We start from the raw sequence: 14,671 nt of genomic DNA on the forward strand, positions 1-14,671 counted from the left end.
GGCCCCATGTCCATGAAACTCATTCAGAGTCTGGCGCAGTTGCCCGACGGACAGGCGTTCGATGTCGCGGTGATTGGGGCAGGTGGCGCGGGCATGGCGACGGCTCTTTTCGCGGCACTTGAGGGACGCGAAGTGCTGCTGGTCGAACATACGGAATATGTCGGCGGCACCACCGCTTTGTCAGCAGGAACTTGCTGGGTGCCTGGCACAACGCAGGGAGCATCGGTCAATCCGAATGACACGCTGGCAGATGCGGACCGCTATCTGCAAACCGCAGTCGGTCACTATGGTGTGAGCGACTTGCGGCGGGTCTTTCTGGAGCGAGGCGCTGAAGCCATCGAGCACCTGGCGAAAAAGTCGGAAGTCCAGTTTCGGCCTTACGCCAAACACCCGGACTACATCTCCGAGCTGGCTGGTTCCACCACTGCGGGACGCGCACTGGAGCCCGTTCCGTTCGACGCACGCCAGCTCGGCAAGCTGTTCGGTTTGGTCCGACCGCCCATCGAGGAGTTCACCGTCTTGGGCGGCATGATGGTCGATCGCACCGACATCAACCACTTGCTGGGAATGCGGCAATCCTGGGCTTCGCTGAAGCACTCATTGCGCATACTGACTCGACATGCCAGGGACAAGTTGAGCCATCCGCGCGGAACCCGATTGGTGATGGGCAATGCCTTGATCGCGCGCCTGCTCCATTCGCTGTCGAGCCTGCCGAATGTGACGCTGGCAATGAACACAGAAGTCACCAGTCTGCAAGGCGACCACTACGGTGTGAAAGGACTGACGTTGGCGAAGTCCGGCGCATTCAAGTCGGTGCGCGTGCGTGGAGGCGTGGTGCTTGCCAGCGGCGGCTTCAATCGCAATGAAGTACGCCGCCGGGCATTGTTGCCCGGTACTGAATCGGGATGGTGCCCAGGCGCACCGGGGCACACCGGCAAAGCGCATGTCCTCGCGGAAACGGTCGGCGCGCGTTATGGAAAAGAAACGATGAGCCCCGCCTACTGGGCGCCCGTGTCTCGCAGAAAACGAGCGGATGGAAGCACCGCCGTGTTCCCCCACTTCGTGATGGACCGTGCGAAACCGGGCGTACTTTGCGTCAACTCCGCGGCGCAGCGATTCGTCAACGAAAGCACGTCATATCACTTGTTCGGTCTGGCAATGCAGCAATCAGGATCGGACGGCCGGGTTTCAACGCCCGCCTTCCTCATTTGCGATGCCATTGCGCTGAAGAAATATGGCCTCGGCATGGTGCGCCCGGGAGGCGGCGGGCTCGCTCGCTTTCTGGCGGATGGCTATCTCACGCAGGCCGAAACGGTGGAGGAATTGGCGAAGTCGCTGGGAATTGATGGCCAACGTCTGACGGCAACCGTTGCACGCTTCAATCAACTCGCACGCAGCGGTGTGGACGAGGACTTTCACCGGGGCGAAACCACATACCAGCGCAACTTGGGTGATCCGCATTGGCCGGGTCCCAATCCATGCATGGGTCCGCTGGAACAAGGCCCGTATTTCGCGGTGCGACTGTATCCCGGCGATATCGGCGCGGCGCAGGGATTCGATACCGATGTCCATGCGCAGACGCTCGACGAGAACGGGCACCCGATACCGGGCCTGTACGCAGTAGGCAACGACATGCGCTCGATCATGGGCGGCGTCTACACCGCGCCCGGCATCACGATCGGCCCGGGAATCGTGTTCGGCTACCTCGCGGCGCGCCATGCGTGCGCCAGAGCTTTGGACATGCGCTGACAGCACATGTCTCGCACGTGAGGGGACGACTCCCGTCCCGCCACGCTCATCAGTGACTCCATGCAGGTTGCGCAAGTCCACCCTAGACCTGCGGGAGACGTTGCGTTCAATTCAAAACCACAAAAGAGAGGCAAACCATGAATCGCAAAAAACAGGACGTTGACGCGCACAGCGCTCAACAGTCCAAGAAGGCAACCGCCAGCGGCTGGATCGGTTCAGCGCTGGAGTACTACGACTTCTTCATCTATGCAACCGCTGCAGCGCTGATCTTTCCGCAGATATTTTTCCCGAAAGGCGATCCCAACGTCGCCATCATCGCCTCGCTCGCCACCTATGGCGTGGGGTATGTGGCGCGCCCCATCGGCGCGTTCGTGTTGGGACACCTGGGCGATACGCGCGGTCGCAAGCAAATTCTTGTGCTGTGCATGCTGTTGATGGGCGTTTCCACCATGATCGTGGGACTGCTGCCCAGCTACGAGCAAATTGGCTTGTGGGCTCCCGCGCTGCTGGTCGTCTGCCGACTGATTCAAGGCTTTGCTGTTGCAGGCGAAATATCCGGCGCCAGTTCGATGATTCTGGAGCACGCGCCGCCCGGACAACGAGGCTACTACGCGAGCTTTGCCCTGCAGGGTGTGCAAGCCGGACAAATCATGGCGGCAGCGATCTTCTTGCCACTCGCGCACTTCATGCCAGCCGATGCCTTCCTGGCATGGGGCTGGCGCATTCCCTTCTTGCTGAGCTTCATTCTGATCGTTGTCGGCTGGATCATTCGCCGTGAAGTGGACGAAACGCCCGCATTCACCCACGACCAAACCAAGAAGGCGCGCTCACCAGTGCTGGACGCCTTCAAGTACAACTCCCCGAACATGCTGCGGGTCACACTCATGGCGGCAATGAACGTCATTCCGGTCGTCACCACGGTGTTCGGTGCCGTGTATGCGGTACAACCAGCGTACGGCATTGGCTTCGACAAGAACGTCTATCTGTGGATCCCCGTGCTGGGCAACCTCGTGGCGATACTGATCATTCCACTGATTGGACGACTCTCGGACCGTCTGGGTCGCCGCCCGCCCTTCATCGTCGGTTCGCTGCTGGCTGGTGCGATGTCTTTTGGCTACCTGTACGCCATCAGCATCCACAACGTCGCGCTCGCAATCGTGATGTCCGTGCTGATGTGGGGCGTCGCCTACCAGGGATTCAACGCCGTGTTCCCGAGCTTCTTTCCCGAGCTGTTTCCCACCCGCACCCGCGTGTCGGCGATGGCCATCTCTCAGAACGTCGGCACCGCAACCACCGCCATGCTGCCAGCCCTGTTCGCAGCCGTGGCTCCTCCCGGCTCGCAGAACATCTGGATGACCGTAGGAGGCCTGGCCTTCGCCATCACGATCGTCGCAGCCACTGCCGCATGGAGCGCCCGAGAGACTTATCGCACCGCCATGCATGAGTTGGGGCGGGACGTTGTTTGAACCCAGCCCGAGTTGATCACCAAGCATGCCTCTTGCCGAACCGGAATGCCCAGAAAGGGCAAGCGAGGTTCGCTGAGGCATTCTGGGCCGTTCAACGCGGGCTGCTGTCCAAGTGCTCCTTCATCCTCTTGGCCACGTCGCGAACCCATGGCTGTTTGGCCCAGTGGGACTCTGCGAACGCATGAATTTCCTCCTGATGATTCAAGGTCAGGCCGATGACATCGACGCCTTGCAGGAACATGGTCTGGTGGCGCTGCGAGATGGGGAATTCGGCCTGGATTGGGCCGTAGGTGACTTTGCGTGATGCCACGTCGATCTGCATGGGTGGGGCTTCAGCGCCGTCGGCAAGGTCCATCATCGCCTCGATGGTCTGTGGATCGAGTTGCACAAGCAGCAGGCGGTTGCCCATCGCATTGGAGTAGAAGATTTCCCCGAAGCTGGGTGCGACCACGGCCTGAATGCCGTACTGCAGCAGGCCCCACACGGCGTGCTCGCGGCTGGAGCCGCATCCGAAATTGGAGCCACCCAGAAGCACGTTGGTGCCAGCGCGGTCGGGATGGTTCAGGGCACATTCCGGGCGCAGCGTTCCGCTCTTGTCGAAGCGCAGGTCGTACAGCAGGCCTTGCGCCAGACCCGATTTGTCGATGCCGCGCAGGAACTGTTTGGGCATGATCTGGTCGGTGTCCAGATTGTCGATGCGCAGCGCAGTCGCCTGTCCCGTGATGGTTCGATCAGTTGGCATGCGTTTGCTCCATCTTTCTTGCGTCGGTGATCATCCCGGTCACGGCCGCGGCAGCGGCCATTGCGGGGCTCATCAGGTGGGTGATCGCGCCTCGGCCCTGGCGGCCTTCGAAGTTGCGGTTGGTGGTCGATGCGCAGCGTATGCCGTCCATCAGCACGTCGTCGTTCATGGCGAGGCACATGGAGCAACCGGGCTTGCGCCATTCGAAGCCCGCGTTGAGGAATACCTTGTCCAGCCCCTCCAACTCGGCCTGAATCTTGACGGCGCCGGAGCCCGGAACCACCATCGCGCGAACCCCCTTGGCGACCTGTCTGCCCTCCACGATGGACGCTGCGGCGCGCAGGTCCTCGATGCGTGCATTGGTGCATGAGCCGATGAAGACATGCTCGATGGGCGTGCCCGCGAGCGCGGCTCCCGGCTGCAAAGCGGTGTACCGCAGCGCCTGTTCTGCGCTGCGACGGATCTCGCTGCTCAGACTTTCCGGGGACGGAATCTTGCCGCTGATGGGCAGCACCTGATCGGGGCTTGTTCCCCAAGTGACGTGAGGCTCGATGTTCGCAGCGTCGAAAACATGTTCCGCGTCGAATGTCGCGTCTGCGTCGCTGCGAAGGTCTTTCCAAGCCGCAAGAGCCGATTCGCGAGTCTGCCCCACGATGTCGGGGCACTTCTCGAGAACATAGCGGATGGATGTCTCGTCAGGCGCAATCAGCGCTCCGCGCGCTCCGGCTTCCACGGCCATATTGCAGAGCGTGAATCGCGCCTCGACCGAGAGTTGTTCGATGGCAGTGCCGCAGAACTCCACCACGTAGCCGCGCGCACCCTGCGCACCGATCTGACCGATGATCATCAGAATCAGATCCTTGCTGGTGGTGCCTGTCGGGAGTGTTCCATCCACGCGAATGCGCATGTCCTTTGCAGTGCGATAAACCAGCGTCTGCGTGGCGAGCACATGCTCCACCTCGGAGGTGCCGATGCCAAAGCCCAGTGCACCCAGCGCACCATAGGTGGTGGTGTGGCTGTCGCCGCAGATGACCACCATGCCGGGCCGGATCATTCCATGTTCGGGCGCGACCACATGCTCGATGCCCTGCATGGCATCGTTGGTGTCGAACAAGGGAATGCCGTGCATCGCGCAGTTGCGGGCCAGATTGGAGGCCTGCAGCGCGGACGCCGCATCGTGAATGATGCGAATGGCGGACGGGTCCGTCGGAATGATGTGGCTGACGACCGAGACGTTCTGCCCGGGCACAGCCACTTTGCGGTTCTCTTCATGCAGCCCGGCGAAGGCTTGCGGACTGGTGTATTCGTTCATCAGATGCAGATCGCAGAACAACAGAACGTTGTCTTCATCGAGCCTGCGCACGGTGTGGCTGTCGACCAGTTTCTGGTACAGCGTCTTGTTGGATGGGGTTGTGTCGTGGGGCATGTTCTTCTTCGCTTGTCAGTCTGCGGTGATCCCGCGTTCCTTCACCAGCTTGCCCCATTGAGGCAGTTCACGCTCCAGGCGCGCGCGGGCTTCGGCGGGTGTGGATGGCAGCGGGTCAAAGCCTTCTTTGGCCATTCGGGCGGCGACATTGGGTTTGGCGAGGACCGAACGCAAAGTGGCGTTCAACTTCTCGATCACCGGGGCGGGTGTGCCGGCAGGTGCAAACACCATGAACCAAGTTTCGAAGGCGTAGTTCGGCATGCCTCCTTCGGCGATGGTCGGCACATCGGGCATCAACGGAGAGCGCTGTTTGCCAGTGACGCCAATGGCGCGCAGCTTGCCCCCTTGGACCTGAGGCGCTGCGGCTGAGAGCACCGGGAACGACATTTGCACCTGGCCGCCGATGGTGTCGACCAGAGCCGGGCCACCGCCGCGGTACGGTACGTGCATGATGTTGAAATTGCCGACGCTCTTGAACAACTCGGCGGCAATGTGGAAGGTACTGCCCGAACCAGCCGAGCCGTAGCTGAACTCGCCCTGCTTGGCACTCAGCAGGGCCATCAGTTCCTTGAGGTTCTTGGCGGGAAGCGCGTTGTTGACGACCAGCACATGCTGCGAAGTGGCCACCATGCCAATGGGTGCCAGATCCTTGAGGGTGTCGTAGGGCATCTTGGCCGTCAGCCACGGATTGATGGCCAGAGACACGGTCTGCAACCCGATGGTGTATCCGTCAGCCGGAGATTTCGCCACCGCGTCCACCCCCAGATTGCCACCGGCACCGCCCTTGTTTTCGATCACAAGCGACTGCCCCAGCGCCTTGCCCCATTCTTCGGAGACCAGCCGCGCGGCGATGTCGGCACTTCCTCCGGGGGCGTAGGGCACGATCAGTTTGACCGGCTTCTGCGGGTAGGCATTCTGTGCCAATGCGTGGGTCAGCGGCATGCATGCAGCCAGCGCGAGTACAAGGGTTCTGCGGTTCATCGATGTCTCCGGTGTTTGTTATGAAGCACGAGACAGATGCTAATAATGAATGAAAATTAAATAAATTACGTCAGATTCATTCTTTATTGCCTACAGCACAATAATTGACCCATGATTCGCCATGCGCGGAAAGGCCGGCACACGCTCACCGCGCAGGAAGCCTCGATGTCACCAGGGACCGCAGGGCTCCGCCGCCCGTCTGCGCCATGGCTCGAAGGCATCGACCAGTCGGTCCACCATGGTCCGGATTTTTGCGGGCATCTGTTTGGTGGCCTGGAACACCGCATACACATCGGCAGGCGGACTGCTCCAGTCTCCGAGGACCGGCACCAGCCGCTTGCTGCGCAGGTGCTCGGCAATGTCCCACTGCGAACGCAGCAAAATGCCACGCCCTTCGATGGCCCAGCCCAACGCGGCCGTCCCATCGTTGGAGCTCAGGTTCGATCGAACCTTGACCGCTTCGACTTCGCCCGCGCGACGCAGATACCAGGTGCCGTAGGTCTCATCACCCTCGCGGATGAAGATGCAATTGTGCTTGCCAAGTTCTCTCGGTGTGGCCGGAACGCCAAGCTTCTTCAGGTAGCTCGGTGCCGCACACAGCAGCCGCCGGTTGTTGGCCAGCAGTCGCGCAGTCAGGCGACTGTCGGCCTGCTCGCCAAAACGAATGACGAGATCAAAGCCCTGCTCCACCAGATTGATCGGCCGATCCGTCAGATGCAGTTGCACCTCGACCTGCGGAAACTCCTGCGTGAACTTCGACAGCACTGGCGCAATGTACATGCGCCCAAAACCGAGCGTCGCACCAATGCGAATCGTCCCCATGGGCTGGTGCGTCCCGCCACCCAGGCGGCTTTCCAGCGCACTGAGCTCCTCCAGAATTCGCGCTCCGTCGTTGAGGTATTGCTCCCCTTCCGGCGTCAGGCTCGACCGGCGCGTCGTGCGATTGAGCAGTCGCACGCCGAGCCGGGCCTCCAAAGCAGCGAGTCGCCGCGACACGACAGGCGGCGTGACACCCAGCTCCTGGGCCGCGGCAGCCATGCTGCCCAACTTGGCGATTTGCGCGAAAAGCGTGAGATCGGAAAAAGAATCCATGGTGGCGGACAGCGCGAGAAAGACGGTGGATGGTGACGATTATCGATCGGCTGTGCACATGCGCCATGCGTGCCCCTGCTCTGAACGGCGCCTGATCTACAGACCTGCACAGGAGACCATCACGGTGATCCCTCTCCCATGCGCACAGCCCTTGGCTGATCGAATTGGCCCGGCTGGATGCGGCGGCCTTCCATATCGGTGATGCCGCAGTAGCCGACGCCATAAGCATCGAAACCCATGCGCGCGCTGCTGGCGCTGTAGTCCAGACAGTCGTGATGGTGGCCATGAAACGCCTTGTCGACACGCAGGCTCCTGGCCAACTCATCCAGCACATCGAAACCGTGCGGATGGGCGCTCGGTGCCTCATGCGTCACCAGGATGTCGGCGCGCTGGGCAACCAAGCGGAAATAGTCTTCGGGGAAGATGGTGCTGCGATGCTTGCGTGGCAAGCCGTCGCGCCAACGGTTGCTGCGTCCGCAATGCAATGTGAATTCTGCGGCACTTTCATATTTCCATTGAGCGGGCGGCCACCACACCTGGCCGCGAAAAACGCCGCCCAGACCCGCAATGCGCACGCCGTCGATCTCCGCAACCCGGCCATGCAGATTGCGGTCTCCAAGCGCCGATCCGAACACATGGTCGTAATCCGCATCGGTGTCCGTGTCATGGTTGCCGTGGATGTACCAGACCTCGGTCATGTCCAGAATGGGCGCAAGCTCCTGCTCCAGCGGCCGCCGGGCCTGAATGTCCCCCAGAAACACGATGGCCGCCGGTCGGTCTCTGGCAACGATGTCCAGCACGTGATCGAAGTAACCGTGGGTGTCGCCACAGAAGTAGATCATCGCAACCTGTCCTCCTTTGTCATATGCAGCCGATTGTGACCTCCAAAAGCTGCTTCCGAATGGAGGCGGGATGGACTCTCGAAGCGATGGACGAGGGACTTCCGTGCTTTCAGCTCGACTTCCCAACCGAAGACAGAAGCCGCGAAAGATGCCCGCTGCTCGAAAAGCCCAGTTGATGGCTTGCCTCGGCCAATCTGATTCCGCTGTCCAACATCTGCGTGGCCGCCTGTGCGATCAGGTGGCGTCGCAGTTGGACGGGACTGCAGCCGAATTCCTGCAGACAATGTCGCTGCAAGCTGCGCATCGACATGCCCAGCACCGAGGCCATGGATTCAAGGGATGGCGGACGTTGTCCTTCATCCAGCGCTGCGCCAATGAGTTGGCTCAGGCGCTGAGCGATGCTCGTCTCTGCCGAGTCTGCAAACACCACAGGATGGCCGTGCTCTAGTTGGGGCAACAGGGCACGGACCAATTGCTGACGACTCGCGGGTGACAGGCCTGGCATGGTCAGTGTGGCGAGCATGCTTCTGGCAGGTGCGTCCAGATAGAACGCGCCGCGCACAGGACAGTGGCGCAGCAGGTCCGGTTCAAGATACAGCTGGCCATGTTGCTGCTGGTGCGTTCGCGCGCGATTCGCATGGGCCGTCACCGCAGGCAGGAGCAGCGCCATGCCGGGCTGCAGCGTCAACTGCGATTCGGAAATCAAAGTGCCGCCTGTGAGTGCCTTGTTTGCTGCGACGGTTTCCTGCGTGCCATGCCAGCGGCTTTCGAGTGATCCGGCACTCACCCACAACAGCATGGAGCAATCATGCTCATGCCAATTGAACTGGTATTCGGGCTGCTTGTTTCCGGACAGCAAGAAGCCGTCGGACGCCAGAAGGTCCCGTTTGGCAGACATGGGATGAGGAATGAGCTTCGCGGTCATGGGCAGCAGAATTTGCATGCAGTATGCCCAAATTCGCGGTCCAGACCAAACAGGCCCATCCGATTCGCCCCTCGATGCCGTGTCGCCTTTGGGATGAAGGCCTCTGTCGCGTTTGGGTTTGAGCGGCAAGGCGCGGCTGCCTAGCATGGGGCTCCTTGTCTTCACCGGGTCCGTCCATGAAATTCCTCGCACAACACCTTTGCCACAAGCTGGCTCGTGTCGCCTCGGTCACTTTGTTCTGTGTGGCGTCTGGCAGCCTTTCCGTCGCCCACGCGGCGACAAGCGACTGGCCCACCAAGCCCATCACGGTAGTGGTTCCGTTCCCTGCGGGCGGCGGCACTGATCTGATCATTCGCGTGTTGCAGCCGAGTCTCTCGCGTCACCTGGGACAGCCCATCGTCATCGACAATCGCGGCGGCGCTGGCGGAACCATTGGCAGCACCCAGCTCGCACGCAGCCGCGCGGATGGCTACACCGTGGGTCTGGTGACGACCAGCACACATGCCGTCGCACCGGCGATCTATCCCAAGCTGGGCTACAACGTTCAGAAGGATTTTTCGTATGCGGGACTGATTGGAACGACGCCCTATTTGCTGGTGGCCACCCCCGCGATGGGAGTGGACAGCATGGTCGGGCTGCAAGACAAGTTGAAGGCAAGCTCCCAGAGCGTGAGCTATGGCTCGGTCGGCAAAGGCACGGTGTCCCATTTGATGGGCGAGCAGTTTCAACGCCAATTCGGTACAGCGATGATTCATGTCCCTTATCGCGGTGCCGCGCCCGCCTATACGGATTTGCTCGGTGGTCAGATTCAGCTGATGTTCGACAATCCCGTCGGTCTGGTGCCCTATGTGCGCAGCGGCAAGATCAAGGCCCTGGCCACGACGGCGGCAACGCCGCTGCTGCCGGAACTCAAGACCTTCGAGCAGCAAGGCATCTCCGGCTTCAAGCAGCAACTTTGGTACGGCGTCGCGTTTCCGGCGCAGACGCCCCCTGCCATCGTGAAGCGTTTCTCCGGTGCTTTGCAGCAAACGCTGCAGGAGCCGGAAGTTGCCAAGGCGCTGGCCGACTATGGCGTCACGGTCGTCGCCGAAGAGTCGCAAGCCATGGCGGCGCGCGTCGCGCGCGATGCGAAGTATTGGGCCGATGTGTCCGCTGCTGCCGGCGTATCCATGGATTGATGGCAAGCTTTTCCCATCCGAATGACGTTTGAAATGATGACTCCCTCCCCCTCTCTACCAAAACACGGTCAGGTCACCTTGATCGATGTGTTCACACGCGACATGCGCGGCGGCAACCCGGTGCCGCTGGTTACCGACGCACAGGGCATGAGTGACGCAGACATGCAGCAGGTCGCTGCGCAGTACGGTCACGAATCGGCCTTTGTGCTGCCCGCAGACAATCCGCTCGCTCAATGGAAACTCCGCTTCTTCGTACCCGCCCATGAGATGGAAATGTGCGGCCATGCCACGGTGGGCAGCCTGTGGGCCCTGCGTCAATGGGGTCTGTGGCGATCGAGCGAGGCGGTGGTGCAGACGCTCAGCGGTCTGGTGCACGTGCAGTGGGATGAGGCACGGCAGTGCCCGTGGATTTCGCAACCGCCGGGACAATGCACGCTCCTCGATGAAGCACAAACCCAGGATGCTCTGTCGGTCCTCTCGCTCTCGCCAGCCTCTGCGGCCGCTGTGGTTGCGCATCCCGCCGTCAACGCATCGACCAGTCGCATCAAAACGCTGATCGAATTCAACGACCCTCGCGCAGTGCATGCGCTGCAGCCGGATTTCGCGCGGATGAAGTCGCTGTGCGAGCAGATCGATTCCACGGGTCTCTATCCGTATGCGTTGGAAAACCCCGTCGACGCCGATTCGCCACTCAGGGTGCATGCACGCCAGTTCCCTCGTTCATCCGGCTATCCCGAAGATGCCGCGACCGGAATTGCCGCAGCGGCGCTTTGGAGCCATCTCCAGGCACGCGGAGAATTTGCCCACGCCGGTGGCAAAGACGCGCAATGCATCGTGCTGCAGGGAGAGGCCATGGGATCACCCTCCGCCATCTATGTACGGGCACGACACAATGAGCAAGGTGAGCCGGATGGTTGCTGGCTCAGCGGCCAGGTTTGCTGGAGCACACGCACATGAGCCACGACACCTTACTGATCGAACGCCTGAACGCCATGGGACTGCAGTTGCCCGCCGCTCCCAAACCTCAGGCCCTGTATGCACCATGGTCCATGCACCCTCTGGATGCGAATGGATCGTCCAGTCTGGTCGTGCTGAGCGGCCAGACATGCCGTCGCAACGGCGTGCCCATGGTCGGCACCTGCCGCACTGAAAGTGACGTGGCCCCTGCGCGAGAAGCCGCTCAGATTGCAGCCCTCAATGCATTGGCGCTGCTGCACGCAGCCTGCGAAGGCAGACTGGAGCGGGTGAAGCGGCTTCTGCGCTTGAGAGGCTTTGTCGCCAGCAGCGCAGACTTCGCGCTTCACAGCCAAGTGCTGGATGGTTCGTCAGAACTGCTGAAAGTGGCGTTTCCGGACTTGCCGCTGCCCGCAAGAACCGCTGTCGGCGTCAGCAGCCTGCCTTCAGGGTGCTGGGTTGAAGTGGAGCTCGAAGCCGTCATTCACTAGGCGTCTCTGGCTGGTCCCCATCGTCATTGGCCGGTGTAGTTCGGTTTGCGTTTGTCGAAAAACGCCGCCATGCCTTCGCGCATGTCGTCCGTGTGCGCGCAGGAATTGAATGCAGCCGCTTCGGCGGCCAGTTGTGCGGGCAGGTCTCTGTCAAAGCTGGCGCGCATCAGGCGGCGCATGTGCCCCAGCGCCACGGTGGGGCCGGCGGCAAGGCGTTCTGCGAGTTGCTGCACGGCGCTGTCCAATTGCGCAAGCGGCACAACACGGTTGATGAGACCCATGCGCAGCGCATCGTCGGCGCCCAGCACATCACTGAGCATGGCGATTTCGAGCGCATGGCGCAGTCCCACCAGACGCGGCAGCGACCAGCTGGCACCCACGTCGCAACTGGCGCCGATGTTGGCATAGGCCAGATTGAATCGCGTTCCTTCGGCAACCCAGATGAAGTCGGCCAGCAGCATCAGCGACATGCCCGCACCCGCTGCCACACCATGCACTTGCGCGACCACGGGAGCATTCAGGCGCGACAGAATTTCAGCCGCTTCATTGAGCGGGCAAAGCAGATCGGCAGCGCCCTGCACGGGATTGGCCTGCAAAGTGGCCAGATCGCCACCAGCCATGAAGGCCTTGCCCGAACCCTTCATCACGAGCGCACGCACGCTGCGGTCCTGCGCCACGTCGCGTGCGGCAGCAAGCAGCGCCTGTGCCAAAGGCACATCCAGCGCGTTAAGTGTTTGCGGACGGTTGAACTGCCAGGTGACGATGCCGCCGTCGCGCATGACGAGCAGAGGAGAGTTTGCGATGTCTGAATTCATAGTGTGGGGATTATCCTGATTCACTGGAACATGGCTTCGATTTCGGAGGCATGGGCTTTGTAGGTGCTGCTGCAGCGCACCTTCATGGTAGCGGTGACTTCGCCATCATCATGGTCCGGCTCATTGATCAACAGATGGAATCTGCGGATGTGCGATACCTGTGCCAAGCGGCTGTTGTCTGCAGATTATCGACCAACGAGCGGCAATGAGTGAACGGTATGCGCTGCGCATCGAGCGATTGCCCGGCGGCATGTTGGTGCAGCGTGTCTAGCGCAGTGCCCTGCCGCAGAGGCTCGACATGTCTTCAATTCCAGTGTCGGATCCGCCTTTTCATGCGACGCAATATGACGCGTCCATGAAGAGAATAAGAGTCCTGACAACTTGCGAAGAAAGGACACGGCATGATGAATTCCACCGCCTTGAATGACCGCTACCTCGACCTGACAGCTTGCGTTCGCACTTCACACGCGGAAGTCAGGCAACAGCAACGCGGGATCAATCAGGATGTGCTCGATTGCCTCACTTTGTATGGACGTCGGGAACGCGGGCTGCATGGATGTGAGATCGCCTACTTCGACAGCGATGCACTCGATACCATCGAGCGTGGCGAGCCACGCGATTTGTTCCTGTTGGTGCTCAAGTACCGCAAGACCTACGCTGTGATGAACCCCGATGACATCATCGTGACCATGGGGCACCGCGTCCGCCGTGTGCTGCGCAAGAACAATTTCTCCTTGAAGCGCGCTCGATACAGCCAACTGAGCCGACAGCCACGGCATTACAAGTACAGTACTGGTCGTGTTTGAGGGCCGCAGTCGGCCAAGAGCGAATATCAAAACTACCACACAATGTGGCCAATCTGACATCGGAATCAACATGAAGTCGTGGCCATCACTCCGAAACGTATTGGTGACTTGGGGCATCCTGACTTTCGTCGCTGTCATAGGGATGGTCGTCTACCTACGGACAACTCCATTGGACGATCTTGTGATGGCCGACACATTGGTTTTCCAAGTTCTGGTCGCTTTGCTTATCGTGGGTAGCCCCTCTGTACTTGGACTGATTGTGTTTCTATTGTTGGGAGGAATCTTCAAATCCCGATTGCTTGGCAAATAACCACTCGACGCGCCCCTTCTGCAACATCGAGCACATTCCAAATCAAGATGACGCACCATGTTCAACGAACTTCATACAGAACCACCGACTCATCCGGGCAACCCCGGTTATGCCACTTGGGTGCGGTTCGACTTTGAGCGCGAAGATGATTCCAGCGACACCGAGCAGTGGGTCGAAGAGGTTGATCTCATCGAACTCCTGAAGGATGCTTTGGCCGAGGCTGGTTGGAATGCAAGACGTGAGGAACACTGGTTGGTGACGGACAACGGCTTCTGGCTCAAGCCGCAGTTCGTGGAGCATGCACATACCGAAGAGGCCATTCAAACCACCACAACCATCGAGGTCGCGCATCTATCACTGCTTTCACAGAGCTGCTTTGAATACCAGCATTCGATCAGCGAAGAATCTGCCACCGATTCCATGCGTGAAGGGCTGATCCGTTGGGTGCATATGGATTGGAAAACCTTTGACGATCTTGCGTCCTCCACGTTGCAGCATTGCCAGCAGATGGAGATGACGTTTCCGGATGCCGAAGGTGCGGACCATCCACGCAAAGTGCTGTTTGGCCCCGTCAGATACGTGGTCACAAATCCCGTCCCAGAAGCCCCAGACGACGAACATACGTTCTGCCCGTGCTGCCTGTTCACCAACACCATCAAGGCATTCGAGCCGCAGTTGCATGCCAAGGAGACCTTTGGCGTGAGACTTTTCGCGTCGCGCGGTGCCGACGGCGAAGTCATGGCCGATTGCCGCGTGAATGGCGAAGACTGGGAGGCCGGAGCCGAGGCATTGCGCGAGTATGTGCGAAGCTGGCCGGAATGCGGATACGAGTATCGAAAGCAGTATGTGTTGATCGTTTGACCGGAGGTCTATGGGGCCGCATCGAGACAGGCA

At 60.5% G+C, this 14,671-nt stretch carries 15 protein-coding genes; 7 read left to right on the plus strand and 8 right to left on the minus strand.

The features are described 5' to 3' along the window. Nucleotides 1-6: 6 nt before the first annotated feature. Both G7048_RS27755 and G7048_RS27760 read left to right on the plus strand, forming a co-directional pair. Complete coding sequence (locus tag G7048_RS27755) at nucleotides 7-1,749, plus strand: FAD-dependent oxidoreductase (RefSeq protein ID WP_240933391.1); 1,743 nt, start codon at nucleotides 7-9, stop codon at nucleotides 1,747-1,749. Nucleotides 1,750-1,886: 137 nt separating this feature from the next. Beyond that, nucleotides 1,887-3,215 carry an MFS transporter gene (locus G7048_RS27760; protein ID WP_166071711.1) on the plus strand — a complete coding sequence of 443 codons (1,329 nt, stop codon included), beginning with the start codon at nucleotides 1,887-1,889 and terminating at the stop codon, nucleotides 3,213-3,215. Nucleotides 3,216-3,306: 91 nt separating this feature from the next. Here G7048_RS27760 and leuD read toward each other — a convergent pair whose 3' ends face one another. The 6 genes from leuD to G7048_RS27790 all read right to left on the minus strand — a co-directional run bounded on the left by leuD (nucleotide 3,307) and on the right by G7048_RS27790 (nucleotide 9,223). After that, on the minus strand, nucleotides 3,307-3,957 hold the full coding sequence (leuD, locus tag G7048_RS27765; RefSeq protein WP_166071712.1) for a 3-isopropylmalate dehydratase small subunit: 651 nt from the start codon (nucleotides 3,955-3,957) through the stop codon (nucleotides 3,307-3,309). Continuing rightward, nucleotides 3,947-5,383 (minus strand): 3-isopropylmalate dehydratase large subunit, encoded by a 1,437-nt coding sequence (gene leuC / locus G7048_RS27770; protein WP_166071713.1) that lies wholly within the window; start codon nucleotides 5,381-5,383, stop codon nucleotides 3,947-3,949. Before leuC ends, leuD begins: the two co-directional genes overlap by 11 nt. Before the next feature lie 15 nt (nucleotides 5,384-5,398). After that, nucleotides 5,399-6,364 (minus strand): tripartite tricarboxylate transporter substrate binding protein, encoded by a 966-nt coding sequence (locus tag G7048_RS27775; protein ID WP_166071714.1) that lies wholly within the window; start codon nucleotides 6,362-6,364, stop codon nucleotides 5,399-5,401. A gap of 168 nt (nucleotides 6,365-6,532) precedes the next feature. Continuing rightward, nucleotides 6,533-7,456: a LysR family transcriptional regulator gene (locus G7048_RS27780; protein WP_166071715.1), complete on the minus strand. Its 924-nt coding sequence runs from the start codon at nucleotides 7,454-7,456 to the stop codon at nucleotides 6,533-6,535. A gap of 119 nt (nucleotides 7,457-7,575) precedes the next feature. Beyond that, the gene (locus G7048_RS27785) at nucleotides 7,576-8,298 is read right to left on the minus strand and encodes a metallophosphoesterase (protein ID WP_166071716.1); all 723 of its coding nucleotides are present in this window, start codon (nucleotides 8,296-8,298) and stop codon (nucleotides 7,576-7,578) included. 109 nt (nucleotides 8,299-8,407) lie between these two features. Further along, complete coding sequence (locus G7048_RS27790) at nucleotides 8,408-9,223, minus strand: AraC family transcriptional regulator (RefSeq protein ID WP_166071717.1); 816 nt, start codon at nucleotides 9,221-9,223, stop codon at nucleotides 8,408-8,410. A gap of 176 nt (nucleotides 9,224-9,399) precedes the next feature. Between G7048_RS27790 and G7048_RS27795 the strand changes: the two genes are divergently transcribed. From G7048_RS27795 to G7048_RS27805, 3 genes are read left to right on the plus strand one after another with little or no spacing between them, the layout of a single operon-like run. Further along, a complete protein-coding gene (locus G7048_RS27795; protein ID WP_166071718.1) occupies nucleotides 9,400-10,401 on the plus strand; it encodes a tripartite tricarboxylate transporter substrate binding protein in 1,002 nt (333 codons plus the stop codon). Nucleotides 10,402-10,434: 33 nt separating this feature from the next. Beyond that, a complete protein-coding gene (locus G7048_RS27800) occupies nucleotides 10,435-11,358 on the plus strand; it encodes a PhzF family phenazine biosynthesis isomerase (RefSeq protein ID WP_240933392.1) in 924 nt (307 codons plus the stop codon). Continuing rightward, nucleotides 11,355-11,846 carry a RidA family protein gene (locus G7048_RS27805; protein ID WP_166071719.1) on the plus strand — a complete coding sequence of 164 codons (492 nt, stop codon included), beginning with the start codon at nucleotides 11,355-11,357 and terminating at the stop codon, nucleotides 11,844-11,846. Before G7048_RS27800 ends, G7048_RS27805 begins: the two co-directional genes overlap by 4 nt. A 23-nt stretch (nucleotides 11,847-11,869) precedes the next feature. On the opposite strand, the gene G7048_RS27810 is transcribed toward G7048_RS27805, so the two are convergent. Together G7048_RS27810 and G7048_RS27815 are read right to left on the minus strand one after the other, a co-directional pair. Next, complete coding sequence (locus G7048_RS27810; RefSeq protein ID WP_166071720.1) at nucleotides 11,870-12,661, minus strand: enoyl-CoA hydratase/isomerase family protein; 792 nt, start codon at nucleotides 12,659-12,661, stop codon at nucleotides 11,870-11,872. A gap of 20 nt (nucleotides 12,662-12,681) precedes the next feature. Further along, a complete protein-coding gene (locus tag G7048_RS27815) occupies nucleotides 12,682-12,828 on the minus strand; it encodes a long-chain fatty acid--CoA ligase (protein ID WP_166071721.1) in 147 nt (48 codons plus the stop codon). Between the two features lie 234 nt (nucleotides 12,829-13,062). Between G7048_RS27815 and G7048_RS27820 the strand changes: the two genes are divergently transcribed. Together G7048_RS27820 and G7048_RS27825 are read left to right on the plus strand one after the other, a co-directional pair. Continuing rightward, entirely contained in the window at nucleotides 13,063-13,467 is a 405-nt protein-coding gene (locus G7048_RS27820; protein WP_166071722.1) for a hypothetical protein, read from the plus strand. Between the two features lie 367 nt (nucleotides 13,468-13,834). Further along, nucleotides 13,835-14,638 carry a DUF6348 family protein gene (locus G7048_RS27825; protein WP_166071723.1) on the plus strand — a complete coding sequence of 268 codons (804 nt, stop codon included), beginning with the start codon at nucleotides 13,835-13,837 and terminating at the stop codon, nucleotides 14,636-14,638. Nucleotides 14,639-14,671: the final 33 nt, after the last annotated feature.

The organism is Diaphorobacter sp. HDW4B (assembly GCF_011305535.1).
Lineage (GTDB): Bacteria > Pseudomonadota > Gammaproteobacteria > Burkholderiales > Burkholderiaceae_C > Diaphorobacter_A.